This window comes from Zoogloea oleivorans (assembly GCF_008107625.1).
GTDB classification, from domain to species: Bacteria; Pseudomonadota; Gammaproteobacteria; order Burkholderiales; family Rhodocyclaceae; genus Zoogloea; species Zoogloea oleivorans.
In genome coordinates, this window is the sequence record NZ_SDKK01000021.1 from 19,481 (window position 1) to 43,252 (window position 23,772).

The following is a 23,772-nucleotide window of genomic DNA, read 5'->3' on the forward strand; positions in this document are numbered from 1 at the left end:
GTGTCCGAAACTTACCAATAAAGACCCCGGCATCAGAGAGTCGGGAACTGCTCGCATCTGTACTCATGCGAGCGAGGGTGCTGAGCGAATTGTGAGAGTGAGTATTTTGCCTGCCAAAGCTATTCCCAGGCGTCGCGTCAAGAGCGCCCACAGCATCGATACCAAGAATGCAAGACCCGATTCTTTAGAGCCATCCTTTCAGGAGCCTTCCTCTTCAGGGCCATGTGTCGCCGGGATCGGCGCTTCTGCAGGGGGCTATGACGCCATTCGCAAGTTGTTCAGGGTGATGCCTGCCGATACCGGCATTGCGTTTGTGGTTCTTCAGCACCTGGATCCAAGTTTTGCCAGCCTGGCGGTAGAGCTGTTCGGCAAGTGCACGAGCATGCCGGTGAAGGAAGCCGAGAACGGAATGCTGCTCGAGGCGAATCACGTGTACGTGTCGCCTTCGAACAAGGACATCGAAGTGCGCAAGGGCTGCGTGGTCCTCATCGCACGCAGCAACCTGCAGCGCCCCAGATTACCGATTGACCACCTCTTTCAAACGCTCGGCGATGACTGTGGTGCCAGGGCTATCGGCATTCTGTTGTCAGGCACGGGAACCGACGGTACGCTGGGTCTGAAAACCATCTCTGCCAATGGTGGCATTGTGCTTGTTCAAGACCCGGCGACAGCCCAGTTCGACGGGATGCCACGCAGTGCGATCGGCTCCGGCATGACCAACTACGTGTTGCCGGTAGAGAAAATGCCTGAGGTGCTGGTGCGCTATGCCCGGCACCCCTACGCCACAAGCCCGGAGTCACCCACTCAGGAAGGCAGTGGCGGCAGTGCATTGCTGGACATGCTCGCCATCGTCAAGGGACAGCGCGGTTACGATTTTTCAGGCTACAAGCGCGGCACCTTGCGACGGAGAATCCAGCGCAGGATGAGTTTGCGCGGTGTGCTGCACGAGGCCGACTATGCACAGGTCCTGAAAAATGAACCAGGTGAGGTCGACGCACTGTTTCGTGACCTGCTGATTGGCGTAACGGAGTTTTTCCGGGACGCCGAAGCCTGGAAAATCCTTGAGACGGAGGTCATTGCTCCGCTCGTAGCCGGCAAAAATCGGGACGAGCCGATCCGCATCTGGATTCCGGGGACATCGAGCGGAGAAGAGGCCTACTCGATGGCCATGCTGGTGCTCGACAATCTGCGCCAGGCGCGCAAGACGTGCCCCGTACAGATTTTTGCTACCGACACCAGTGACGAAGCGCTGGAGATCGGCCGTCGTGGTCGTTATCCGATGGGGATTGCCACGCAGATTTCGCCGGCACGGCTGCGCCGCTACTTCGTGGAAGTCCCGGACCATCAGTGCTTCCAGGTCAGCCAGACGCTGCGCGAGGCGGTGGTCTTCGGCGTTCAGAACCTGTTTGCCGACCCGCCTTTTGCGCGGGTGGACTTGATCAGTTGCCGGAATGTCCTGATCTACCTGGAGCCCGAGGTTCAGCGCCGGATCATCGGCATTTTCCATTTTGCCTTGAGGCCGGAGGCCTGCCTTTTTCTGGGGAGTGCCGAGTCGATTGGCGGGCATAACGAGCTTTTCAAGACGATATCCGCAACGTGGCGCATTTACCGGCGCGAGGGCAGGGCACGCAGCGTTGCGCCAGCCTTGACGCCGCAAGCCGGCGAAGTGCGTGCCGGTAGCACATTCACATCGACACGCAGCGCGCCACGTCTGACCCAGGCGAGCAGCATCGCCCAGCAATTGATCCTTGATCGCTTCGCGCCTGCCTCCGTGCTGGTCAACAGCAATTACGAAGCGCTGTACTTTTGTGGCCCGACCGAAGAGTTCCTGGTTCGTCCGCGGGGAACGCCGACTCAGGATTTGCTGGCCATGGTGCGTGATGGCTTGCGTTCCCGGGTGCGTTCCGCGCTGCGCGAAGCCGCCTTGCGGGATGCACCGGTCACGGTTGCCGATGCGCGCATGAAACGTGGCGACGGCTTTGAGCCCCTGCAGGTGACGGTCACTCCTGCTCCGGGGGGGGATCTGGGAGCCCTGTTTCTGGTGGTTTTTCAGCGTGAGCCGAAGCCCGCCCTGATCCCTGGAGACAAAAGCGCTGAAGGGGCGCTGGTTCGCCAGCTCGAGGATGATTTGCGGGCGACCCGCGACGATCTCCAGAGTACGATCGAGTGCCTTGAGGTCTCCAATGAGGATCTCACCATCTCCAATGAAGAGGTGGTTTCCGTCAACGAGGAGTTGAGATCCCTCAACGAAGAGCTGGAAAGCTCCAAGGAAGAGCTGCAGTCGCTCAATGAGGAACTGACCACGGTCAATCAGCAGCTCCAGGCGAAACTCCATGAACTGGAGATTTCCAACGACGATCTCGAGAACCTGCTGGCCAGCAGTGACATCGCCACGATCTGCCTGGACCTGGAGTTCCGGATCAAATGGTTTTCGCCAGCGACCCAGAAGCTGTTCAATTTCATTCCCAGCGACATCGGCCGGCCGATCCGCAACTTTTCTTCGTCCTTTGGCGGGGCCGACCTGATAGAGGTGGCAGAAAAGGTTCTTGTGAATGCGGCGTCGATACAGTCTGAATTTCAAACCGAACAGGGGCGTTGGTATCTCCGCTGCGTGATGCCTTACCGCACCGAGGAGACGCGAATCAGTGGCGTCATCATGACTTACACAGACATCACTGAAAGCCGTGCGGCGGCTGAAACAGCGCGGGTGACCAGCAGCAACCTCGACGAAGCGCACGAACGGGAGCGGGAGTTGCGCGAGCGTTCCGAAAAACTCCGGGCACTCGCTGCCGCTCTGGCCATGGCGGAGGAACGGGAACGCCGACTGCTGGCGCAGGATCTGCACGACGATCTTGGGCAACTGATCGCGGTGATCAAGCTGAAACTCTCTGCGCTGGGCGCGATGGATCTGTCTGCCGCCCAGCGTCAGGCGCTGGACGACAGCCTGACCGTGGTTGAGCAGGCCGTGCGGACCTTGCGAACCATGTCCTTCAAGCTGAGTCCACCGATGCTCTACGATCTTGGACTGGTTTCGGCGCTTGAGTGGCTGGCTGACGAGATTCGCTACGTCTACAAGCTCGAGGTGCACATCGAGGATGACGGCGCCGCCAAGCCGCTGGATCCTGCCGTGGGTGCGACGCTGTTCCGGGCTGTGCGCGAACTGCTGATCAACGTTGTCAAGCACGCCAAAGTGACTGCTGCGACGATCAGTGCGAAAGTGGAAAATGGCCAGCGCCTGATCGTCGAAGTCAGTGATGCGGGTGTCGGTTTTGACATCGATGCGTTGCCCGTCACTAACGGTGGGCCACGCTTCGGGCTCCTCAGCTTGCGTGAGCGTCTGGGTTACCTGGATGGAACGGTAGGTGTCCGCAGCATCCCCGGCGACGGCACCTCTGTAACCCTTAACGTTCCCTTGCAGGGAACCACGACCAACGCAGACCAACGCATTACACAGGAGTGGCAGAAATGAGTATTCGAGTGCTGTTGGTTGACGATCACGTAATGATCCGAGAGGCTCTGCGAACCCTGTTGGAAAGAACTCCCGACATCGAGGTTGTGGGTGAAGCAAGTGATGGGGGAGAAGTTGAGGAGCTGGTACTGGCCTTGTCACCCGACGTGGTGGTCATGGATGTCAGCCTGCCCACCATCAGTGGTATTGAAGCTACCCGTGAGCTGCTTGCCCATCACACAAAGGTGCAGGTCGTTGGTTTGTCGGCATTTGTCTACAAGCGCTTTGTGCTTGAAATGATGTCGGCTGGTGCCCTGGGCTATGTGGCCAAGTCCGCAGCCTGTGATGAACTGGTGCGCGCCATCAAGAACGTCGCCCAGGGCAAGACCTATATTTGCCCAGAAGCCGCCGCGACACTCGTCGACGCCACCCGACGTGACGAAAGGGCTCCCCGTGGTCCGTCCAAGGACAGCCGTCTGGGCCGGCGCGAACGCGAGGTGCTGTGCCTGCTGGCCGAAGGCAAGACGGCCCCGCAAATCGCCCAGGTGCTGTTCATCGCGCCAACCACCGTCAATGTGCACCGTCGCAACATCATGCGAAAACTCAATCTCCATGGTGTGGCAGAGCTGACCAAGTACGCGATTCGTGAGGGCCTTATTTCAACCTGAATTCCGCGAGCGCGCACCGTTTGCTCCCTTCGAAACTACCCTGTTCAGGGTAGAAAAAATACCGATCACCGGTATTTTCATGACATCTCCCGGTCCTTAATCTTGACCTTGTAGCCTTCTAAAAGCGCTTCCTGCCTACGCGTGGGAAACGACATAAGGCCTGGACATAAAGTCGGTATGGAAATTCATATGAAGTATTTTTTCATATTTATCATTTTTCTCAAAAGTCATAAAAACAGGATTTTTCTGTGAAATATCTGTGTGACTTATGGGTTAATTAATAGTTTTTAAGTATTTCTGGCGGAATACTCCTGCGGTAACTTGGACAAGGTGTTGCTCTTATAAGTACTTAACAAGACCACGTTGCCAGGGGTTCAGAAGGATGGAAACCAAACTCGATCCGATGCATGCCTTGTTCCGAGAGGGCAACTTGTCCTTCGTAAGAGGGGATGTAGACTCTGCATCCAGATCTTCAGATGCAGAGCGGCCGATGGTCTTGCTGGACAAGCATGGTGTCGTCAGATTCTGCAATCCGTCCATGGAGCTACTTTTCAACTGCAGAAAAGGTGAGCTGGATGGATGCGATGTCGCGAAACTGCTCCCATCCTTGCCCCTGCGCAAAAAAACACCTGGTTACAACCTTGCCTTCGCTACCTTCTGGGAGCAGGAGGCCTTGCAGTTGAATCTCAATGGACATACGACCACGGGTGGAAGTCTTCTTCTGACCGTTTCGGTCAGAAGAGTCAGTGTTGAGCGGCACCACTTCATTCTCCTGAGTCTTTTCCGCGCCACTCAGCACCTGGGGCAGGACAGGGAGCTGGAATCACTGATGGCTGCCGCCGAGGTGAAGAGCGACATGGTGATCGTGACCGACACAGAAGGTACTATTTGCTATGTGAATGCGGCCTTTGAGCGGATCAGCGGCTATTCGCGCAACGAAGTGCTTGGACAGCCCGCCAGAATCATGAGATCGGGTCTTCACGATGCCGACTTCTACAAGCATCTCTGGGCAACGGTAAAAAGCGGAAATGATTTCCGCGCAGTCTTCTTCAACCGGCGCAAGAACGGTGAAATCTTCAATGAAGACAAGCATATTCGTCCCTTCATGAACCGGCAGGGCAAGGCAACCCATTTTGTTGCAACGAGTCGGGAACTGGACGAACCTTTACGCAGCACCCTGTTGCGACTACAGCACGAGGCCAATCACGACGCGCTGACCGGCTTGCCAAACAGGAATCTCTTTATGGATCGGCTGGGCCAGGCCTTGTTCATGGCATCACGCAAGAACGCCGGTTTTGCTGTCGTGTTTGTCGATCTGGACGGCTTCAAGGCAATCAACGACAACCACGGCCATGCTGCTGGCGATGCCGTTTTGTGCGCGGCCGCCGAGCATATGCGCAATAGCGTTCGCGACCAGGACACCGTGGCCCGTCTGGGCGGTGACGAGTTCGCACTCATTTTGCTGGATATTCAACATCGGGAGGATGTCCAGACGGTTCTTGGCAAGTTGTTGAGTGTATTTGCCACCGGCACCACCTTTGAAAAGAAGCATTTCTCCATCAATGCAAGTCTGGGGGCTGACATTTATCCGGCTGGGGGAGGGGATATTGAAACCCTCATAAGGCATGCCGATCTCGCCATGTATGGCGCCAAGGCTGCAGGAGGCGCGTGCCTGCACTTCTTCAAGGAGCAGGATCAGCGTGATGCACCGCTGTCCGACAAGACGGCAAGCCGGAGGTGCTCCAGCAAGACTGCAAGGTTAATGATGCCCCGATCTTCATCGCTCAGGTCAAGCTAGCAGGTATTGTTTTGTAGATTCAATCAAAAGGAGTCAATGATGTTTGTAATCAACAATCCGTTTTCGATGACCAGCGATGTCGGTTTTGAAACCATTACATCCCTCGCACACTACGCATTCGAAGCGACCGAGCGGCTGACCGAGCTCAATACCAGTTCTGCCCGCTCCCTTCTGGAAAACACCGTGTCCAACACGCGTGCGTTGATGAACGTGAAGACCCCCGAGGATCTGCTGTCCTTTCCCTCGGAACTGAGCAAGCCGTTGATTAGTCAATCGCTGGACTACACCCGTGACTTCTGCGACATCACCTTCAAGAATAATGAAGAGCTTTTGGCGCTCCTGGATCGCGAGATGGTCTCGTTCAAGAAGAACTTCTCCAGCAGTTTCGACAAGTTCATGAAAGCGAGCCCCTTGAATTCGGATGTCAGCGCTGCAGCAAGCAAATCCTTGATTGCTGTCACGAACAGCGTTTGCGAGAGCATGGCAAAAACTGCTCAACAGCTTTCCGATATGGCCAACGCCAACCATGCGGCAATCGCCAGCTCAGTCTCGGCGACCCGCAGTAAAAAGGCCGCGTAGTTCGTCGTCGCTGGTTGTGAAAGATGGCGATGACCCGTCCTAACCCAGGTTGACACCTGTTGTGACGGATAAGCAGGCCTAACGGTTGGCCTGCAAAGACGCCCGATGAACTTCATCGGGCGTCTTCAATTGTAGCGAGCAATGCGGTCGCTCCGTGTTGTAGATGGCGATCGACTGACGAACCATGTGCCGGGCCTGATTCAGATCGTCGGGCAGTTGGAGCAGAAACTCGTGCTTGAGAATGCCATTGACCCGTTCCGCCAAGGCATTCTGATAGCAGTCGTAGCCGTCGGTCATCGAACAGATCAGTCCGTGTTTCTGGTGAATGGCCTGGTACTCATGGGCGCAGTATTGGATGCCGCGATCGGAATGATGAACCAGCGGCTGCTGTCCCTGGCGCCCCTTGAGGGCCATCTTCAAGGCCTGGCTGACCTCGGCTGTGTGCAGGCTGTCATGGACGTGGTAACCGACGATCTTGCGGGAGTAGGCATCGGTGACCAGGCTCAGGTAGGCGCAGCGCTCCCGGGTCGGCAGATAGGTGATGTCGGCGACCCAGACCTGCTCGCTGGCTTCGGCCTGAACCTGTTCCGGCCCCGCCTTAAGTAAATTCGGGTGGCGCCGGAAACGATGGTGACTGTCCGTCGTCTTGTGATACGCCCGCCGGGGCCGGACCAGCAGACGATTCCCGCGCAAGAGATCGAACAAGGCATCACGCCCGATGCCCAGGCCTTCGGCCATCAGCGCCGGGCGAATCAGGTGGTGCAGCTTGCGCGTGCCTAAGCGGGGCTGGCGCAAGCGCTTCTCCTTCACCAGGCCCACAATCCGTTCGTGCCGGGCTTCGTCGCACGCCCGACGGCGCTGCCATTGGTAGTGCGCCTGCCGGCTGATGCCCATGTAGCGGCAAGCCCTCGACACCTTCAGCCCTTCGACGGACTTTTGCGCGAGGACTTGCCCACAGGCTTTTTTACGACGTGCACCCCATAGTCCGTCTTCAGCACCTCGATCACCGCTTCAAAGAACCGGGATTTCTCCCGGGCCTCCTTGAGCTGGACTTCCAGTTCCTTGATCCGCTGCTCGGGCGTGAGCGTCGGGCTGTTCGGGCTTGGGTTCGGCTTACTCATGCGGCCGTAGTGTGCCATCGGCCCCCAGTTCTGGCGACCGTGCTTGCGTAGCCAGACCAGCACCGTTGATCGACCCTGGATGCCGTACCGGTCCTGCGCCTGCTTGTAGGTCAGTTCGCCTTTTTCCACTTGCTCGACCACCGCCAGTTTAAAAGCCAGCGTGTAGTCCTTCTGCGTCCTCTTGATCCCTGAGTCCATCTGACTTCCCCTCTCTTGACAGAAAAGGTGTCAACTTCTTTCAGGACGGGTCACGACCATGCAAAAAGCCGGCTGCAAGAGCCGGCTTTTTGCATTGAGGGGAGCCGATAGCCCCCAAACGAGCTGGCCCTGGCCGGAATTTACCGGCGGGAGAATTTCTCGGAAAGCTTGGTCAGTTTTTCTGCGCGTTCGCGCTCTGCTGCCTCGGCAGCGGCGGCGGCTTGTTTCTCGGCTTCTTTTTCCTTGCGCTTGGCTGCCAGTTGCTTGAAATGCTCGCGTAGTGTCTGTGCCGCCAGAGCCTTGTGTTCTGCACTCACTGCATCGGCCGGGCTGCCATCCAGGTTAAAGCGTGTCGCCGCGTTTTGCAGCACCTTGAGGTAGGGCACTGAGCGAGTGTGCATACCGAGGGTGGATCTCAGCACTTTCTTGCTGATATCAGGCCGCAGCAGCAAGAGTTGCTTGTCGATGCCGATAGCCAACGGCAGGAAATCATGAAAAACCGGGAAGGCGCCTTGAAGCTCCGAGAGCAAACCCTTTGCGGTCTGTGCGGGAGCTACGCTCTTGTCTGATTCAACCATTGAAAATACCGATGCTTTTTTTGAGAAGGCGATGATCTTAGCACTGACTACGGCTTGTGCCGGACTATGGTCGTTCTCTCAAGGGCTCAAAGTCCCTATTTAAGTGATGAGGACCAACTTGCAGAGCATTTCCACATCAGCGGTTTATGTGCTCATCCACAGCATCGACGCTTTGCGCGCGCTCTTCGTCCTGGATATGTACATAGTAGTTGGCCGTGGTCCTGGGATCCTTGTGGCGCAGTTGATCCGCTGTGGTGGCGATGGGAATGTTGGCAAGCGCAAAATGCGTGCCGCGGGTGTGCCTCAAGGCGTGGGAGGCTGCGCGGCGCAAGTGCGCTTCCCATTCCGGGTCGACCTGGCCAGCAAAGGGCGCGGCGTAGTGAAAATAGCGTTGCAGTTCCTTGTTCAGATGATCGGCGCTGACGCCGGGTCCGGTCGCTAACTGGCGATTTTTACGGATGCGCAGAGGCGTCAGCTTGGCAATCAGCGGTACGTCCTTCTCTGTGCTGTCCGGGTAGGCAGGTAATCCTCGGGCGATCCGGTAACGCATCAAGGCATTCATCGCCGCTTCATTCAGTGTCACGCGATCGGGCGCGTCGACGGCTTTTCTTCCCTTGCCAACAACCTTCCAGACCCAGCGCTGACCGCTTCGAACAACTGCGTTCATTGTTGTCTCGGCAAGTTCGGCGCGGCGCCCGGCCGAGGCGTAACCAAAAAGCAGCATGCAGCGGAGTCTTTCCTGGCGCTCAATGGGCCAGCGGGGTAGGGGAGGCATGTCGTCTCGTTTGCCAGTCTCGCCCGGATCAGGAATCCGCCAGTCGTTTTCGGGTGCATCGAGAAAGCCTGTCAGCCACCGCCACATATCTGGCGAAAACGCCTTGTCTGCCTTGCTGTTATCCCGGGCGATGGCCTCCTGTCGTTGCTGACGGGTGTAAGCCTCGGGCGTCAACGCCAGGCTCTGCAAGGCCTCCTGGCTGATTTCCTCTCCGGTCAGCTTACCCAGGCGCAGGTAAGGATTCATGGCCAGGTAGCCACCTTCATGGAGGTACTTGAAAAAGCCCTTGATAGTGCTGTCGGCCCGTTGGCGACTGCCGATGGCCAGCCCCTGCAGCACCCGCAAGCCGGAACCCGGTGGGGTTTCCATCAGCTTGAACGGAAGGTAATCGGCAGGCCAGCCTTGCGTGGGTAATTCCGGGTTCGTGAGCCAGACCCGGAAAGCTTCGAGATCACCGTCGGTGGCACTCGAAATCGCCCGCCCGCGAATCCACACCATGAATGCCAGAAAGCGTCTTATTTCAAGTAGATAAGCCCGTCGGGTGTGGTTGTTTTTGGCTTTGGTGCTCAACCATATCAGGATGGCCTGCACATCGTTGTCAGCCCCCAGGGAGTTCGTCGTCGGCAGACCGCGCTGGGTCCCGTTTGCACCGATGAGGGCTTCAGGCAAGCCGGCAAACCAATGTCCGGCTTGGTCTGGATCAACAGTCAGGGCGCAGGAGGGCATATGAGGCTTGATGTGTGCATTCTTCTATTTTACAGGTGCAGCTCGGATATGGCTAAAAATTCTGATAATTACGATACTCACGATTATTTGTTACATAAGCGCAATTAAATTGCGCAATGGCGCAAATTTATGGACAATCCATGCAAAATTAAACTAATGAACCAAGGCGGCTGGAAAACGATGGCAAGCGCAATCACTTACGAAATGGTCGAAAAGGCCTGCAACGATCTTCAGGCGGCCGGTGAAAAAGTGACCTACCTGAAAATTCATGAACACCTCGGGCAAGGTTCGACCCGAATCGTGACGGCGCATATGCGGCGCTGGCGCGAGGCACACATGACTGCAGCGCGTGCCGGCGAGGACCTGCTTTTCCAGGAGTGGCCCGAGGCGCTCAAGCTGCGTGCGAAAAGCCTCTTCGATGCTTTGCGGGAGGTATCGGCCGATGCCGCAACGGCCTGCATAGAGACGGCACAGGCCCAGATGGCGTTGAAGGAGGCTGAGTTGCGCACGTGTGTCGTTGACGCAGAGGTCCAGCGCGAGCAAGCGCTGGACCAGTTGCGGTCAGAGCAGGCCAATTCCAGCCGGCTGCAGGCAGAGCTGGAGTCGGTCAGGGAAACGCTGGATGTGCAGCGCGCCACTATTGATGACCTGCTTGGTCAGCGGGAACGCATGGTGGCCAACGAGCGTGCGCTGAAGGAGCATCTGGAAAGCGTTCAGCGGGAACATGAAGGGCACATCCGCGAACTTGGCGAGCAAACCCGTGTTGAGCGGGAGCGCCTGATCGACGAAGTCCGCAAGGAGCAGGAGCGCGCCGCCGGAGAGCGGGAGCACCTGATGCGTCAGACCGACCGGCTGCGCCAGGACTACGCAACCCAGGTTCAGGAGTTTCGCGGAAAGCTGCTGGCCATTGAGACAAAGGAAATCAAAACGCGGGAGCAACTCGCTGAGGCCAGCGGACTCAACCGTGAACGCCTGGCCACGATTCGTCAGTTTGAAACCCGGGTCGCCGAATTGAGCGCAAGCGTCGAGAAGCTTCAGGCCGAAGCCGGCACCCTGGCACAGACACGGACGGGCGATACCGCCAGGTTGTACGCGCTGGAAATGCAGCTGGTTTTGCAGGAGAAGGCGTTATCCCGCGAAACCGAGCGTGCCAACCGTGCCGAAGAGCGCTTGCAGCAAGTCACCCTGCAGCGGATTCAAGCACAGGATTCGACACCGGACGTGTAGTTCAGTCCTTCACCACGCGAGGCGGTGTTTCTCCTCGGTATCCTTGTGGCGGCGGTCATCTTCGGAATGCAGGTATTTGCTGGTCGTGGAGATCGACTCGTGCCCGAGGTTGTCGCGCACATGCCGCAGATCCATTGCTGCGCTCAGCATGTTCGATCCCGCCGTGTGGCGCAGCCAGTGCGCCGACGCGGCGCGCAGCCGTTGGGCGCGCTCGGTGGATTCAATCCTGCCGTCGTCTTCGATGCGCCGCGCCGCGCTTTCAAAGACCTGCTTGACGATCAGATGCACCGCGCTACGGGTCATGGCGCGCTGTTTGCTGCCAATCGGCAAAAGAAGCGGCGTCGATTCGCCGGCCAGTGGATAGGGTGTCAGGCCGTTTTCGCGGCGAAAGCGGGCCAACTCAATCATGAGCTCGGCGGTGGCCGGAAGAATTCGCGTCTTGTCGCCCTTGCCGACGATCTCCAGCCACCAGCGGTGTTCGCCGTCCGTGTCCGTGCGGCCAAAAAAGCCGCCCATGGTGTTGCCGATGACCTCCGAAATGCGCATCCCGGTGAGATAGAGCAGTGAAAACAGCCAGCGCACGCGAAAATAGTGCTGGCGCTCCCGGTCTGTTTCCCGGGGCATGCTGTCAATGCTGGTTTTGACCGCCTGCCACAAGTCCTGATCGAGGTAGCGGGTGATGCGTGGCTGGGCCTTGCGCTGGCGCTGTCGGGACAGGGACAAGGGATTGCCGGCCAGATAACCTGCATGAACCAGCCAGCCGAACAGCGAATTCAGGATAATGATGGCCTGACGCTGGCTGGTAGGGGCCAGAGGGCCGGCGAAGGGGCGCCATTCGGGTTCGGAGCGCGCCCATTTTCGGCCGGTTTTCATGACCCAGTGCTCGGCGGGTTGAGGGTCGGCGAGAAAGCGCTGATACACGAGCAGATCTTCGTGGATAAGCGAGGAGAGAGGTTTGCCGAGTTCAACCACCGACCACAGCAGGAGCCGTTCGGCTTCCTTCCGGTAGCTGTCGAAGGTGGTCTTCTTGTCGGCAAAGCGTGCCAGCCAGGCGCGAAGGGCGTCCACGTCATGCTGTGCAGCGATTTGCGGGTGGGTACCTGTGCCGCGGTTACTGCCGTTGCGGCCATCAAGATCCTCGGACAAATCAAGGGATTCGATGGGCACCGGCGCCATAAGTCGTGTGAGCTTGCTCAAGGTTGCGTCTACCGGGTTTGCGGACCAGCTTGTCCGTCAAGATGACTGTATATTTCGACAGTATAAGGATAATGTCGAAAGTTATGCAGATTTCTGAAGCGGGGCATGTGCACTTCAGCCGCAACCCGTTGTTTGCGCCACCATTTTCAGAAATACCGTACATACGCAAGTGAATCGACCGTGTGCGTGCCTGGCTCAATCAACCCTGATTTGCCCTGACGCAAACACTTTGCAGGGTTGCTGAGATCGGCTCCTCCGAAGGCTTTGATGCGCCAGACGGGGAGAAAAGTATCAGCCCAATTGGTCATGAAAGAAGGAGTCAGCATCAAGACTCTCTCCCGTATCGACCTTGACCGTACCCCGCTTGGGGAACGTGGAACGGGTCAAACAAAGGCCTTATCAAGGCCGGGAAGACATGTGGCCTCTTCGCCGAGTACGGTTTGTCGTCGATCTGGCGGCGTGCGCCAATCTAACCGGGATCCTGAGCATCCTCCCCGATACTGCTGACGTGTGAAAGCCAGCTTGCTCAGAGACCAGGTGGAGGACAACTCATAAAGGCTACAGAGCACCAAACGTTGAACTACCGCGCTTCTGCCGTCAGCAAGGCTAAATTTCATGCATTATATTAACTTCTGAAAATTACTGTTTTCAGAAGTTAAAGTTAAATAAAGCTTTAGATAAGCTCTCTTGTACTCTGTTTCATAATGTTTGCTTTTTGCAGCTCTCCTCCAAACCCATGACCCAGCTCCGCATCCCTGCTGTTTATATGCGTGGGGGCACTAGTAAAGGTGTCTTCTTCCTGGCAGACGATCTTCCTGTAGACCTCGCCGCTCGTGACCGCATTCTGCTTCGGGTCATCGGCAGTCCCGACCGCTACGGCAAGCATATCGACGGGATGGGCGGTGCGTCGTCGAGTACCAGCAAGGTTGTGCTGGTGTCCCGCTCGCAGCGGCCGGATTGTGATGTGGACTACCTGTTCGGTGCAGTCGCCGTGAACAAGCCGGTCATCGACTGGTCGGGCAACTGCGGCAACCTGAGTGCTGCCGTCGGACCTTTTGCGATTCACGCCGGTTTGCTGAATGCGCCGGCGGATGGTGTGGCAACGGTGAGAATCTGGCAGGCCAACATTGGCAGAAAAATCCTGGCACATGTCCCGATGGTTGATGGCAAGGTGCAGGAAAACGGTGACTTTGAACTGGATGGCGTTACGTTTCCGGCAGCGGAAATCCGGCTCGAATTTCTGGACCCTGGCGCCTGCGATGACGCCAATGGTTGCAATCTCTTTCCAACCGGCTCGCTGGTCGACACCCTGATGGTGCCTGGGCTGGGAGGGATTCCGGCAACGCTGATCAACGCCGGCAATCCGACGATTTTCATTGAAGCCGGGTACCTTGGTTTGAGTGGCACGGAGCTGCCAGCTGCGGTAAATGGCAATCCGGGTCTGCTTGCCCATGCCGAAACGATTCGTGCTGCCGGTGCCGTTGCGATGGGCCTGGTGAGCACCGCTGCTGAAGCAACGAAAACGCGTCCGCACACGCCCAAGCTTGTGCTGGTGGCGCCGCCCGACACCTATCGGGCCTCAGACGGTAAGCAGGTAATGGCCGCAGATATCCAGTTGCTGGTGCGGATTTTCTCGATGGGCCAGCTACATCACGCCATGACAGGGACCGGCGCGGTCGCCATCGCGGCGGCAATGGCAATTCCAGGGACGATGGTTCAACAGGTGGCGACCCCGGCCCCAGCCGGACAGACCTGCTTTGGTCACCCGTCCGGCACTTTCAGGGTAGGGGCCGAGGCCTACGAGACAGCCGATGGGTGGAAGGTGAGCAAAGTCATCATGAGCCGCTCCGCGCGGATTCTGATGGAAGGCTGGGTGCGAGTACCTGCCGACTGAAGCCCTGCCCTCCTCCGTTCAGGCGCCCTGTTTTTTCAATATGCCGAGCTCGACCAGAGCTTCGGCGAGTGCCGCTTCGGCCCGGTGGGCGCGGGCAGTTTCGGCCAGACGCACATCCTCCACGGCCCGGGCCCGCGCTTCAGCCGCTGCGACAGCCGATTCCTTGCCGTGGGCTGCTTCGCTGGCCACCTTGAGCTGAGCCTGCAAGCGTTCGATACGGCCTTCGGCTGCAGCCAGCGATGTTTCGCTCTGACGAGTGCGGGACACCGCTTCACGCAGGGCGGCCTTCGCTTCCTCGGTCTGTTCGCGCTGCTTGGTTTCACGCTCTTCGCGGTTAGCAATTTGCTGACGCATGGAGGTGATTTCGGCCAGCTTTTCCTGGCGGGCCTGGTCAATTTGGCGCATCAGCAGCTCACGGTCTACCGCGCTGCGATCCTGCTCCTCTTTCAGGGACGCGGCGTAGCGGTCCCGGTCGTTCTGCAAAAGACGGGTCAGGCGCTCGGATTCGGTAACGAATTTCTGATCACGAACGTCCACCGCCTCTTCAAGCTGTTTAATCCGGATCTCCAACGCCTCGCGTTGACGGTGCAATTCCAGAGCCTGGCTACGCAACTCGGAAATCGTGCTTTCGCAGGCCTGGACGCCCTGATTGAGGGCTCCGATGTGCGCTGTTGCCTGGGCGGCTTCGGCTTCCATTTGCAGAATGCGCTCATCAGCAGCTTGCAGTCTGGCGCGGACACTTTCCTGCTCTTTTTCCAGTTCCTCGCGCTGAGTGGCAAAAACCAGGTCGGCGCTCTGCAATGCCAGCGACCAGATGCGGGCCATGAAGGCATCCACGGAGGGCACCAGCTCGTCGGGCATGCCGGGTATGCTGCGTTGACGAAAGAAGGCCGCACCGGTTTCCCGTCGCCACTGGTCCATGTAGCGTTGGACGATTTCGCTGGAGCCCTTGTTGCCGAGCTCCGCGTAGACCAGATTGAAAGACGGGTTCTCTCCCTGGGAGAGTAACTGGAAGCAGATCTGTTCAACTGACTCAAAGTTGACGCTGCTGCTACGTGCCATGAAACAGACTCCCTCGTTCACTTACATTGCAAAAAAGTGCTTCAAGGGAACGATAGCATACGTCCAGCCCCGTAAAACGTTACATTTATAACGTTACTAAAGAGACGCTTCTTGTTTCGGGCGAGCTTTATTTTTCTCCTGCCCAAGGCAGACGTTGCTTCTGGGCTTCGTCGTGCCAGCGTTCTTCCTCTTCGTGGATGTAGCGCTGGGTGGTACGGGCATCCGAGTGGCGAGCGTCTTTTTGCACAAAGCGCTCGTCGATTCCACTGTCGAGCTTGGCGGTGATACCTGTGTGGCGGCCCCAGTGGGCCGAGGCGGCACGCAACTTTTCCTTTTTGTATTCGACCTCCGGCGGCAGCAAGTCGGCCGCTGCGTTAAAAATCTTCTTCAGAATCTGGTTGAGGCGTCGGGCGGTAATGGGGCTTCCATCCTTCACCGAGACGAGAATCGGGGTGGTGTCGTCGCGCCGCGGGATGGCGGTGAGGCCAAGATATTTGCGGTAACGGATCAGCGCTTGAAGCATGTCTTCGGCTACCGGCACCTTGGCTTTCTTGCCGCCCTTTCCGACCACGTGCCACCACCACAGGCCACGTTCTTCGCGGAAACTGTTCATGCGGTGGCTTTCGAGTTCGCCAGCCCGGGGCGCGAGCATGTAGAGCGTGGCGGCGAGGAAACGCGCCCGCTCGTACTCGTCACGCCCCCGTTCGGTGTCTCGGGGCATGGCTTCGATGGCGGCGGTGACGGCTTCCCACATCTGCCGATCGAGGAAACGCTCGATCTTTTCGACTTCCTCGGTGCTGGCCACCGCACGCAACGGGCCAGTGGCTTCAGCCGACATCTTGCGGCGGCGCTGGCGAATCAGGCCAAGGGGATTCCCCAGCAGATAGCCCGCATCGACCAGGTAGCGCATCAGGGAATTGATGGCAGCCATGGCGGTGAGCGTGGCGCTCTCGCTGAGGGGGCCGACGAAAGGGCGCCACCGCTCGGAGATGCGCTCTGCTTTTGGTCCGCACCATACTGCTGACGGTTGGGGGTCAGCGAGAAAGTTGAGATAGCCTTCGAAATCCTGCCGGTTGAGGCTCGACAGGGGCTTGCCGCAATCGATCAGTGACCACAGCAGCAGACGCTCGCATTCCCGCTGGTAAATCCGGTAGGTGCCCGGAGAGCGGTCGTATTCGACCAGAAAGCAGCGGATTGCGTCGGCGTCGCAGTTGGCACTGATTTGCAAGCGTGCCGGGTCGGCCCGGTTGTCGCCGTGGCGACCATCCAGTGCGGGGGGGATACTCACCTCGTCAAGGGGGCGGACGGGGATGATCGTGGCGGCGGGAGTCGTCGTTTCCATGCGTGAGAGTGTATCGCGCAGAACGACAGGCGCACGACTTCCCTCGACAGACTTGCATACAGTGAAGTGCTGTATATAATTACAGTTACCGAGCGCGTAACAACAACACCGGGCAAGCATCCCGAATCACGGCGCGTTCATCCTTGAGCCCTGCGGGGCGTCAATCTCTTTACTAAGGAGTCGATGATGGAAGTCCTGATTTGCCGGATTTTACTGGCGAGTGGCCTGGTTGTTGGCGTTCTGCTGGCTGGAGGGCAGGGAGAACAAGCCCTGGCGCCTGTTCTCCTGGTGCTGCTTGGTGTGGCCCTGCTGCGGCGGATAGCACCGTCGCTGCCCTGGCGTCTGGGGCACGGCCGGCGCTACTACTAATTGATCTCGATACGAAGCTGCTTGCCGCGGGCTGCACGGCTCTTGCGTTCCGCCTGAATCAACTCGGCAATGTCAGTGTTGCGGTTCTTGGCGGCCCAGGTGTCAGCGGTTTCGTTCTGGTCATTCTTCCAGTCGAGATCGGCTCCAGCCTTGAGCAGAAGAATGACAACATCCTCGTGACCGTTGCGGGCGGCAAACATCAGCGCTGTCGTTCGGTTAGGAGCAAGCGCGTTCGGATTGGCGCCCTTGGCGAGCAATTTTTCGACGATTGCCAGACGACCTTCGAAAGCGGCATAGAGCAGTGGATTCCAGCCTTCGTGTTCGAAAGCCGCGCCTGCAGCAAGCAGTTGTTCAACGATGCCGGTATAGCCCCGCAGGCTGGCGAGCATCAAGGCGCTGTCACCGGCTGCGTTGCGTGCATCCAGCTTCACGCCCCGCTGCTTGATCAATTCGGCAACCACCTTGGGCTGTTCTTCACGGGCGGCCAGAATCAGCAAGGTATTGCCGGACTGGTCGGTCGAGTTGGTGTCCATGCCGCGGGCGATCAACTGGGCAACTTCACCGGCATCGCCGAGCTTGGCGGCATTGAGCAGATCATCCAGAGAAGCCGCGGCAACCGGCAGCGAAAGCTGCAAACTGAAGAGCAGCGCGGCAACGGTGCGGAGTCGAAGGAAAGAAGATCGAGCGACAGGCTTCATGATGGTTTGGCGTCCTTGAAAAGACGAAAGAAATTGCGGGTGGTGACATCGGCGATGGTTTCCAGCGTTTCACCCCGGGCCGCGGCCACTGCTTCAGCCACATGCCGGACATAAGCAGGCTGATTGGTTTTGCCGCGGTAGGGCATTGGTGCCAGATACGGAGAGTCGGTTTCCACCAGCAGACGGTCGGCTGGCACAAAACGAGCCACGTCGCGCAGGGATTCGGCATTCTTGAAACTGACGATGCCGGAAAAGGAAATGTAGAAACCGAGGTTCAGGGCCTGCTCCGCGACGTCACGGGTTTCAGTGAAACAGTGCATCACGCCCCCCGCCTGCTCGGCGCCCTCCTCCTGCATCAAACGAATGGTGTCTTCGGCCGAACTGCGGGTGTGGATGATCAGCGGCTTGGCGCAGCGTCTGGCGGCGCGAATATGGGTGCGAAAACGCTCCCGCTGCCATTCGGGGGCATCCTTGTGCCAGTAGTAGTCGAGTCCGGTTTCACCAATGGCGACGACCTTCGGGTGGTTGGCGAGGTCAAGAAGGCGGGCTTCATCCGGCTCTTCGCAGTCAGCGTTGTCCGGGTGAACACCGACAGAGGCGAACAGGTGGGGATGACGTTCGGCAAGGCCGATCACTGCAGGCAGGGTTTCCAGTTTGACGCTGACGCACAAGGCGTGCGTGACGCCGTTTTCGGCCATTCTGGCCAGAACGTCCGCTTCGTTTTCAATCAGGTCGGGAAAGTCGAGATGGCAGTGGGAGTCGACAAGCATGCAGTGTGTAAGCGTCAGATGGTGTGGGTTGGGCGGGACGAGCCCAGGTGGCCTGCGAGTATTTGCTCGATGCGGTTGCGCAGCACGAGTCCAGCTTCGTCTCCACTGAACTGGACACCGATGCCCTGGGTCTTGTTCCCCTGGGCACCTGCGGGCGTGATCCACACAACGTTTCCGGCAACCGGATGCTTGGTTACGTCGTCCATGATCTGCAACAGCATGAAAATTTCATCGCCCTGATTGTATTCGCGGGCCGTCGGCACAAAGATTCCGCCATTCTTGATGAAGGGCATGTAGGCCGCGTAGAGGGCCGATTTGGAACTGATGTTCAGGGACAGGACGCTGGGGCGCGCCTGGGTCGTCCGTCTGATGGGTTCGTTCATTTGCGCACCGCCGGAGCGGCGGCCTGGAGGTTCCGGGCATACCGCAAAAGCATGTCTTCAAGGAAGAGTCGCGCATTGAGCGGATGCTGGGCAACTCGTCGCGACTGGGTGATTTCATTGTAGCAGCCAAGGGCCGAATCGACGGACAGCCGACTCGCCAGTCCTCTCAGTACGTCCTGACGATCGGGAAAGAAGCGCACCGGACCACCGAGGCGCAGGCTGACCAGATCGGTTACCCAGCGCTGCATCCAGCCCACCAGGGTCGGCATGTCGAAGCCACCGGCCAGGGAATCCTTGTTTTTCAGCCAGCTTTCCCACTCTCCGGCCAGCTTGAGCGGGGTCTTGGCTGGCAGGCTGGCTACATCGTCCACGAAACGACGACGTGCTGCTGCGCCGCCGCCTTCGGCCAGTTCTGCCGCGGCAAGGGGCATGCCACCCGAAAAAGCCAGCAGCGATGCGGCGTCCGGCACCTTGCGTTCGGCCAGCCAGCGCGCCGCTGTTTCGGCCGGAGGACGCGGGAAGGACCAGGTCTGGCAACGGCTGCGAATCGTTGGCAACAGGCGTTTGGGTGCGGATGAAATCAGCAGGAACTGAACGTTGGTGGTCGGTTCTTCTAGCAGCTTGAGCAGTGCGTTGGCGGTGAACAGGTTCATCGCCTCAGCCGGATCAACAATTGCCACCCGACGGCTACCCCGGTGACCGCCGGTGGTTAGAGCCTGCTGCAAAATGCGGATTTGTTCGATAACGATCTGGCGACTGGCTGCCTTGCCGCCCTCGGCCTTTTCGACTGGAGCGTCGGTGCGCTCTTCCTGGTCGGCTTCCGGGACGATGCGCAGCAGGTCCGGGTGGTTGCCTGCCAGGCGCCACAGGCAATCCTCACAAACGCCGCAGGCGTGGCCGTCGGGGCCGGGTTGGAGGCACAGGATGCGGGCCGCCACGGCTTCGGCAAAAATGCGCTTGCCACCACCGGCCGGACCGGAAAAGAGCAGTGCGTGGGGCATTCGCTCGGCGCTCTCCAGGACTCGCTGCCAAAGCCCGCTGTGCCACTCGAAAATCATTGGAAACAGCTTTCTAGCAAGATTTCTTGAAGTTCTTTGCGAATCTCGTCCGGAGTCTGGCTGGCGTCGATAACCTTGACCCGGCATGGGTCGGCGGCCGCCCGACGCAAATAGGCATTGCGAACCCGCTCGAAAAAATCGGCTTTTTCGCGCTCGAAACGATCAGGGGCGTTGCCAGTGCCGGCCAGACGACGAGCGGCGACTGCCGGGTCGAGGTCGAAGATCAGCGTCAGGTCGGGCTGCAGATGGGGATGCACCCAGTTCTCCAGCGCAGAGAAACGCACCTCATCGAGGCCGCGGCCACCCACCTGATAAGCGTAAGTGGCGTCGGTGAAACGGTCGGACACCACCCATTTTCCGGCAGCAAGCGAGGGTTCTATCAATGCAGCCAGATGCTCACGACGGGCGGCGAACATCAGCATGGCCTCGGTTTCAAGGTGCATGGATTCGTGGAGCAGGAGTTCGCGCAGTTTTTCGCCGAGTGGCGTGCCACCGGGTTCGCGGGTCTGCACGACGGGGATGCCACGGGACTCGATGAGGGCCACGGCAGCGGCGATCTGGCTGCTCTTGCCGGCGCCGTCGATGCCTTCAAAGGTAATGAAGCGGGATTTCACGGGGTACTTTTCCGGATGTACCGGGCAACAGCCCGGTTGTGTTCGTCCAGGTTGCGGGAGAAAGCGCTGGAGCCGTCACCGCGCGCGACAAAATACAGGTAATTACTCGCGGGCGGGTTGAGCGCTGCGCGCAGGGCCGGTATGCCGGGCATGGAGATGGGCGTTGGCGGCAGCCCCGGCTGGGTGTAGGTGTTGTAGGGTGTGTCGGTTTGCAGGTCGCGTTTGCGAAGATTGCCGTCAAACGTGCTACCCAGGCCGTAGATTACCGTTGGGTCGGTTTGCAGCAGCATGCCGGCCCGCAGGCGATTGATGAAGACCGAGGCCACCATCGGTCGATCGGCAGCCTGCCCGGTTTCCTTTTCGACGATGGAGGCCATGATCAGGGCCTGGTAAGGATCCTTATAAGGCAAGCCTTCCGCGCGCAACGCCCATTCACGCAACAGCATTTTTTGCTGGTTGCGGTAGGCGCGCCGGAGCACGTCCAGGTCGCTGGTCTTGCGGGCAAACAGGTAGGTGTCGGGGAAGAACAGGCCTTCCGGATGACGGGCCGCGGCACCGATGCGCTCGAGAATCTGCGCGTCGGTCAGGCCGAGGCTGTCGTGGATGAGGTCTGGGTGACGATCCAGAGCGGCGCGGAACTGGCGGAAATTCCAGCCTTCTATCAGTGCCAGATCAGCCTGGGTGACATCGCCGCGCGTCAGTTTGTTCAGCAGTGCCCGCGGCGTGATGCCTGCCTCGAACTCATAGCTGCCCGCCTTGATTCCGTTGGCCTGACGGGTCACTCTGGAAAGGAAGACCAGCGCAAAGAGCTGTACATCGACGCCCGCCTCCACCAGTTGACGGGCGACCTGCTTCATCGACGACCCGGGCTCGATGGTTACGTCGAGGGGGCTTTGGCGCAAACCGACTGGCGTGTGTGCGAACCACGCCAAAAGTCCGGCCAGGCAGGCAACGCTGATGAGCGCAGTGACAAATAAACGAAAAAACAGGCGCTTCATCAGGGAACTTGGCGCTTCCGGAACGAACGAATGGGGTGAATAAAGAAGAGGGAGCCGGCAAATTACGAGGGCTTGATTATTGCTTCGAGTGCGCTTGGCAACCCCCGTGCGGCGACGCCCCTATAATAGCGCAAACCGCTTTAAGACTCGTTTTTGCGACAGGACCAGACAGATGAATGCAACTTGGCAATCCCATCTCGGCGCTAACGGCGCACAGTTTTCGGACTACTCCGTCAAGTTCAATGACGACGAACGGCAAGATGTTGCCCTCGCCACGCAGGGCACCGTCGTCGTGCCGCTGCAGCATCTCGGCGCCATTCGCGGCACCGGGGAAGATGCGAGCCTGCTGCTCCACAACCTCTTCTCCAACGATGTGAAGAAGCTCGGCCCCAACGAGGCCCAGTTCACCAGCTTCAACAGCCCCAAGGGCCGCATGCTGGCCAATATCCTGTTGTGGCGGGAAGGCGGCGACTATCTGCTGGCCCTGTCGGCCGACATCCACGCGGCCATGCTCAAGAAACTGTCCATGTACATCCTGCGCTCCAAGGTGCGACTGATGGATGACAGCACCGACAGCGTACTGATCGGCTTGGCCGGCCCACAAGCCGGCGCTGTGCTCGAAGCCGCGGGCCTGCACATTCCCGGCGCACCGCGTGCCACGGCATCCGGCCTAGCCACGGTGGTGCGCCTGGATGGGGCGCGTTTCATCGTATCGGCGCCGCTCTCCGAAGCGCTGGCTTTGTGGGACAAGTTCGTCGCTGCCGGCGCCGCACCGGCCGGCACCGCAGCCTGGCGCTGGCTGGATATCTCCGAAGGTCTGCCGACAGTCACCCTGCCGATTCAGGAAGAGTTCGTCGCCCAGATGCTCAACTTCGATCTTATCGGTGGCGTGAGCTTCAACAAGGGATGCTACCCTGGTCAGGAAATCGTGGCCCGCACCCATTACCTGGGCAAGCTCAAAAAGCGCATGTTCCGCGTGCACATTGAAACCGATGTTCTGCCGACGCCGGGCACGGATGTGTACTCCCCCGAGTTCGGCGAGCAGTCGGCCGGCAAGGTGGTACTTGCGACCCCGGCACCGACCAGCGGCTATGACGCACTGGTCGTGCTGCAGACGTCCAGCGCGGAGTCCACTGACGTGCACCTGGGTTCGACTGCCGGTCCCGGTGTGCGCTTCCTGCCCCTTCCTTACGCTCTGCCCTGAGTACAGCTTTTGTTACCGTCCAGCTATTACATCTATTACCCGGTGCGGATCGGCATGGAAAACGATCTGAGCCGGGCACTTTACAACCTTCAAGGTGAAATCGCCGAAAAAACGGGCATCGCCGGACGCTTTCTGCGCAAGGCTGACGACCCGTGGACCTGGATGGAAATCTACGAAAACGTGATGGATGTGACCGCTTTTGATGCCATGCTGAAGCAGGCTGTTGAACGTCACGGTCTTGATCGTTTTGTCGAGGATGGGGGACGTCGACATACGGAACGCTTTATCTCATGTGCCTGATTCTCCTCGCCTGGCGGGCTGACCCGGATTACCCGCTGGTTGTGGCTGCCAATCGGGACGAGTTTTTTGCCCGGCCGGCGGCCGAGGCGGGCTGGTGGCAGGATGTGCCCGCCGTGTTTGCCGGACGTGATCTGGAAGCCGGTGGCACATGGCTCGGCCTGAGTCGTAACGGCCGTTTCGCAGGCTTGACCAACTTCCGCGACCCGAAGCGCAACCGCAGCGGCACGCCGTCACGAGGGGCCTTGGTGGCAGACTTTCTGGCGAGCCACGAAAGCACGGCCGAATCTTTAGCCCGCCTCACGCTCGAAGGTCCACGTTATAACGCTTTCAACCTCTTTGTTTCAGACGGCAAAACCCTCGGCATCTACGAAAGCGAAAGCGGCGCGGCCCGTGTTCTTGAGCCTGGCCTCTACGCGCTTTCCAATCACCTCCTCGACACGCCCTGGCCCAAGGTGGTGGCCGGTAAATCCCGGCTCGCCAACGCCTTGCGCGCCCTGCCCGACGACACACCGCTGTGCGAACTCCTGCGCGACGACCGTCCGGCTGCGGATGCCCACCTGCCGCGAACCGGCGTCAGCCTCGCCTGGGAGCGCATGCTCTCCAGCGCGTTCATTCGCGCACCCGGCTACGGCACACGCTGCTCAACAGTCATCCGCCGCAACCGCCATGGCTGGACCCACGTCATCGAATCCACCTGGAATGCTGTTGGCGTTGAAACCGGCAGGGTCGCCGAAACATTCCAGGTCGCCCGAGGCTAAGCCCTGG

The 23,772-nt window shown here is 59.0% G+C and carries 23 protein-coding genes; 10 read left to right on the plus strand and 13 right to left on the minus strand.

The window, feature by feature from the left end:
* The first annotated feature begins 97 nt into the window (after window positions 1-97).
* From ETQ85_RS19180 to ETQ85_RS19195, 4 genes are all read left to right on the plus strand, one after another.
* Window positions 98-3,469, plus strand: coding sequence for a chemotaxis protein CheB (locus ETQ85_RS19180; protein WP_187394781.1), 3,372 nt, complete (start codon window positions 98-100; stop codon window positions 3,467-3,469).
* Between the two features lie 8 nt (window positions 3,470-3,477).
* Entirely contained in the window at window positions 3,478-4,116 is a 639-nt protein-coding gene (locus tag ETQ85_RS19185) for a response regulator (RefSeq protein ID WP_342781966.1), read from the plus strand.
* Window positions 4,117-4,498: 382 nt separating this feature from the next.
* Complete coding sequence (locus ETQ85_RS19190; RefSeq protein WP_148580699.1) at window positions 4,499-5,914, plus strand: diguanylate cyclase domain-containing protein; 1,416 nt, start codon at window positions 4,499-4,501, stop codon at window positions 5,912-5,914.
* Between the two features lie 39 nt (window positions 5,915-5,953).
* Window positions 5,954-6,493 carry a phasin family protein gene (locus ETQ85_RS19195; RefSeq protein WP_222862215.1) on the plus strand — a complete coding sequence of 180 codons (540 nt, stop codon included), beginning with the start codon at window positions 5,954-5,956 and terminating at the stop codon, window positions 6,491-6,493.
* Window positions 6,494-6,571: 78 nt separating this feature from the next.
* Here ETQ85_RS19195 and ETQ85_RS19200 read toward each other — a convergent pair.
* From ETQ85_RS19200 to ETQ85_RS19210, 3 genes are all read right to left on the minus strand, one after another.
* A protein-coding gene (locus ETQ85_RS19200; RefSeq protein WP_148577793.1) for an IS3 family transposase occupies window positions 6,572-7,812 on the minus strand; the annotation gives its coding sequence in 2 pieces (ribosomal slippage) (window positions 6,572-7,459 and window positions 7,462-7,812; 1,239 coding nt in all).
* 140 nt (window positions 7,813-7,952) lie between these two features.
* Window positions 7,953-8,390, minus strand: coding sequence for a ProQ/FINO family protein (locus tag ETQ85_RS19205; RefSeq protein WP_148580701.1), 438 nt, complete (start codon window positions 8,388-8,390; stop codon window positions 7,953-7,955).
* Window positions 8,391-8,526: 136 nt separating this feature from the next.
* Complete coding sequence (locus ETQ85_RS19210) at window positions 8,527-9,834, minus strand: tyrosine-type recombinase/integrase (protein ID WP_187394782.1); 1,308 nt, start codon at window positions 9,832-9,834, stop codon at window positions 8,527-8,529.
* A 186-nt stretch (window positions 9,835-10,020) separates the two neighbouring features.
* Between ETQ85_RS19210 and ETQ85_RS19215 the strand changes: the two genes are divergently transcribed.
* Entirely contained in the window at window positions 10,021-11,118 is a 1,098-nt protein-coding gene (locus ETQ85_RS19215; RefSeq protein WP_148580703.1) for a DNA-binding protein, read from the plus strand.
* A gap of 9 nt (window positions 11,119-11,127) precedes the next feature.
* Here the strand turns inward: ETQ85_RS19215 and ETQ85_RS19220 are convergent, their stop codons facing one another.
* Both ETQ85_RS19220 and ETQ85_RS19225 read right to left on the minus strand, forming a co-directional pair.
* Window positions 11,128-12,315 (minus strand): tyrosine-type recombinase/integrase, encoded by a 1,188-nt coding sequence (locus tag ETQ85_RS19220; RefSeq protein WP_246128828.1) that lies wholly within the window; start codon window positions 12,313-12,315, stop codon window positions 11,128-11,130.
* Window positions 12,316-12,461: 146 nt separating this feature from the next.
* On the minus strand, window positions 12,462-12,644 hold the full coding sequence (locus tag ETQ85_RS19225) for a hypothetical protein (RefSeq protein WP_148580704.1): 183 nt from the start codon (window positions 12,642-12,644) through the stop codon (window positions 12,462-12,464).
* A 407-nt stretch (window positions 12,645-13,051) separates the two neighbouring features.
* Here ETQ85_RS19225 and prpF point away from each other — a divergent pair, with 407 nt between their 5' ends.
* Complete coding sequence (gene prpF / locus ETQ85_RS19230) at window positions 13,052-14,209, plus strand: 2-methylaconitate cis-trans isomerase PrpF (RefSeq protein ID WP_148580705.1); 1,158 nt, start codon at window positions 13,052-13,054, stop codon at window positions 14,207-14,209.
* Window positions 14,210-14,227: 18 nt separating this feature from the next.
* On the opposite strand, the gene ETQ85_RS19235 is transcribed toward prpF, so the two are convergent.
* Complete coding sequence (locus tag ETQ85_RS19235) at window positions 14,228-15,271, minus strand: DNA-binding protein (protein WP_148580706.1); 1,044 nt, start codon at window positions 15,269-15,271, stop codon at window positions 14,228-14,230.
* Window positions 15,272-15,398: 127 nt separating this feature from the next.
* Window positions 15,399-16,613 (minus strand): tyrosine-type recombinase/integrase, encoded by a 1,215-nt coding sequence (locus ETQ85_RS19240; protein WP_148580707.1) that lies wholly within the window; start codon window positions 16,611-16,613, stop codon window positions 15,399-15,401.
* A gap of 186 nt (window positions 16,614-16,799) precedes the next feature.
* On the opposite strand from ETQ85_RS19240, the gene ETQ85_RS19245 reads away from it, so the two are divergent.
* The gene (locus tag ETQ85_RS19245) at window positions 16,800-16,982 is read left to right on the plus strand and encodes a hypothetical protein (protein ID WP_148580708.1); all 183 of its coding nucleotides are present in this window, start codon (window positions 16,800-16,802) and stop codon (window positions 16,980-16,982) included.
* On the opposite strand, the gene ETQ85_RS19250 is transcribed toward ETQ85_RS19245, so the two are convergent.
* Genes ETQ85_RS19250 through mltG form a run of 6 tightly spaced genes read right to left on the minus strand, consistent with a single transcriptional unit; the run spans window position 16,979 to window position 21,503 of the window.
* Window positions 16,979-17,680, minus strand: coding sequence for an ankyrin repeat domain-containing protein (locus ETQ85_RS19250; RefSeq protein ID WP_148580709.1), 702 nt, complete (start codon window positions 17,678-17,680; stop codon window positions 16,979-16,981). The two genes, ETQ85_RS19245 and ETQ85_RS19250, sit on opposite strands and share 4 nt — an antisense overlap.
* Window positions 17,677-18,450 (minus strand): TatD family hydrolase, encoded by a 774-nt coding sequence (locus tag ETQ85_RS19255; RefSeq protein ID WP_148580710.1) that lies wholly within the window; start codon window positions 18,448-18,450, stop codon window positions 17,677-17,679. The genes ETQ85_RS19250 and ETQ85_RS19255 overlap by 4 nt, the downstream gene beginning before the upstream one ends.
* Before the next feature lie 14 nt (window positions 18,451-18,464).
* Window positions 18,465-18,833 (minus strand): PilZ domain-containing protein, encoded by a 369-nt coding sequence (locus ETQ85_RS19260; protein WP_148580711.1) that lies wholly within the window; start codon window positions 18,831-18,833, stop codon window positions 18,465-18,467.
* On the minus strand, window positions 18,830-19,834 hold the full coding sequence (gene holB, locus ETQ85_RS19265; protein WP_246128829.1) for a DNA polymerase III subunit delta': 1,005 nt from the start codon (window positions 19,832-19,834) through the stop codon (window positions 18,830-18,832). Before holB ends, ETQ85_RS19260 begins: the two co-directional genes overlap by 4 nt.
* A 53-nt stretch (window positions 19,835-19,887) precedes the next feature.
* Window positions 19,888-20,505, minus strand: coding sequence for a dTMP kinase (gene tmk, locus ETQ85_RS19270; RefSeq protein WP_148580713.1), 618 nt, complete (start codon window positions 20,503-20,505; stop codon window positions 19,888-19,890).
* Window positions 20,502-21,503, minus strand: coding sequence for an endolytic transglycosylase MltG (gene mltG, locus ETQ85_RS19275; RefSeq protein ID WP_148580714.1), 1,002 nt, complete (start codon window positions 21,501-21,503; stop codon window positions 20,502-20,504). The genes tmk and mltG overlap by 4 nt, the downstream gene beginning before the upstream one ends.
* Window positions 21,504-21,609: 106 nt before the next feature.
* Here mltG and ygfZ point away from each other — a divergent pair, with 106 nt between their 5' ends.
* The 3 genes from ygfZ to ETQ85_RS19290 are packed head-to-tail and all read left to right on the plus strand — an operon-like array spanning window position 21,610 to window position 23,765.
* Window positions 21,610-22,707, plus strand: coding sequence for a CAF17-like 4Fe-4S cluster assembly/insertion protein YgfZ (gene ygfZ / locus ETQ85_RS19280; protein WP_484456002.1), 1,098 nt, complete (start codon window positions 21,610-21,612; stop codon window positions 22,705-22,707).
* 9 nt (window positions 22,708-22,716) lie between these two features.
* Entirely contained in the window at window positions 22,717-23,007 is a 291-nt protein-coding gene (locus ETQ85_RS19285) for a DUF4936 family protein (protein ID WP_281283110.1), read from the plus strand.
* Entirely contained in the window at window positions 22,998-23,765 is a 768-nt protein-coding gene (locus tag ETQ85_RS19290) for an NRDE family protein (RefSeq protein WP_148580717.1), read from the plus strand. The genes ETQ85_RS19285 and ETQ85_RS19290 overlap by 10 nt, the downstream gene beginning before the upstream one ends.
* Window positions 23,766-23,772: the final 7 nt, after the last annotated feature.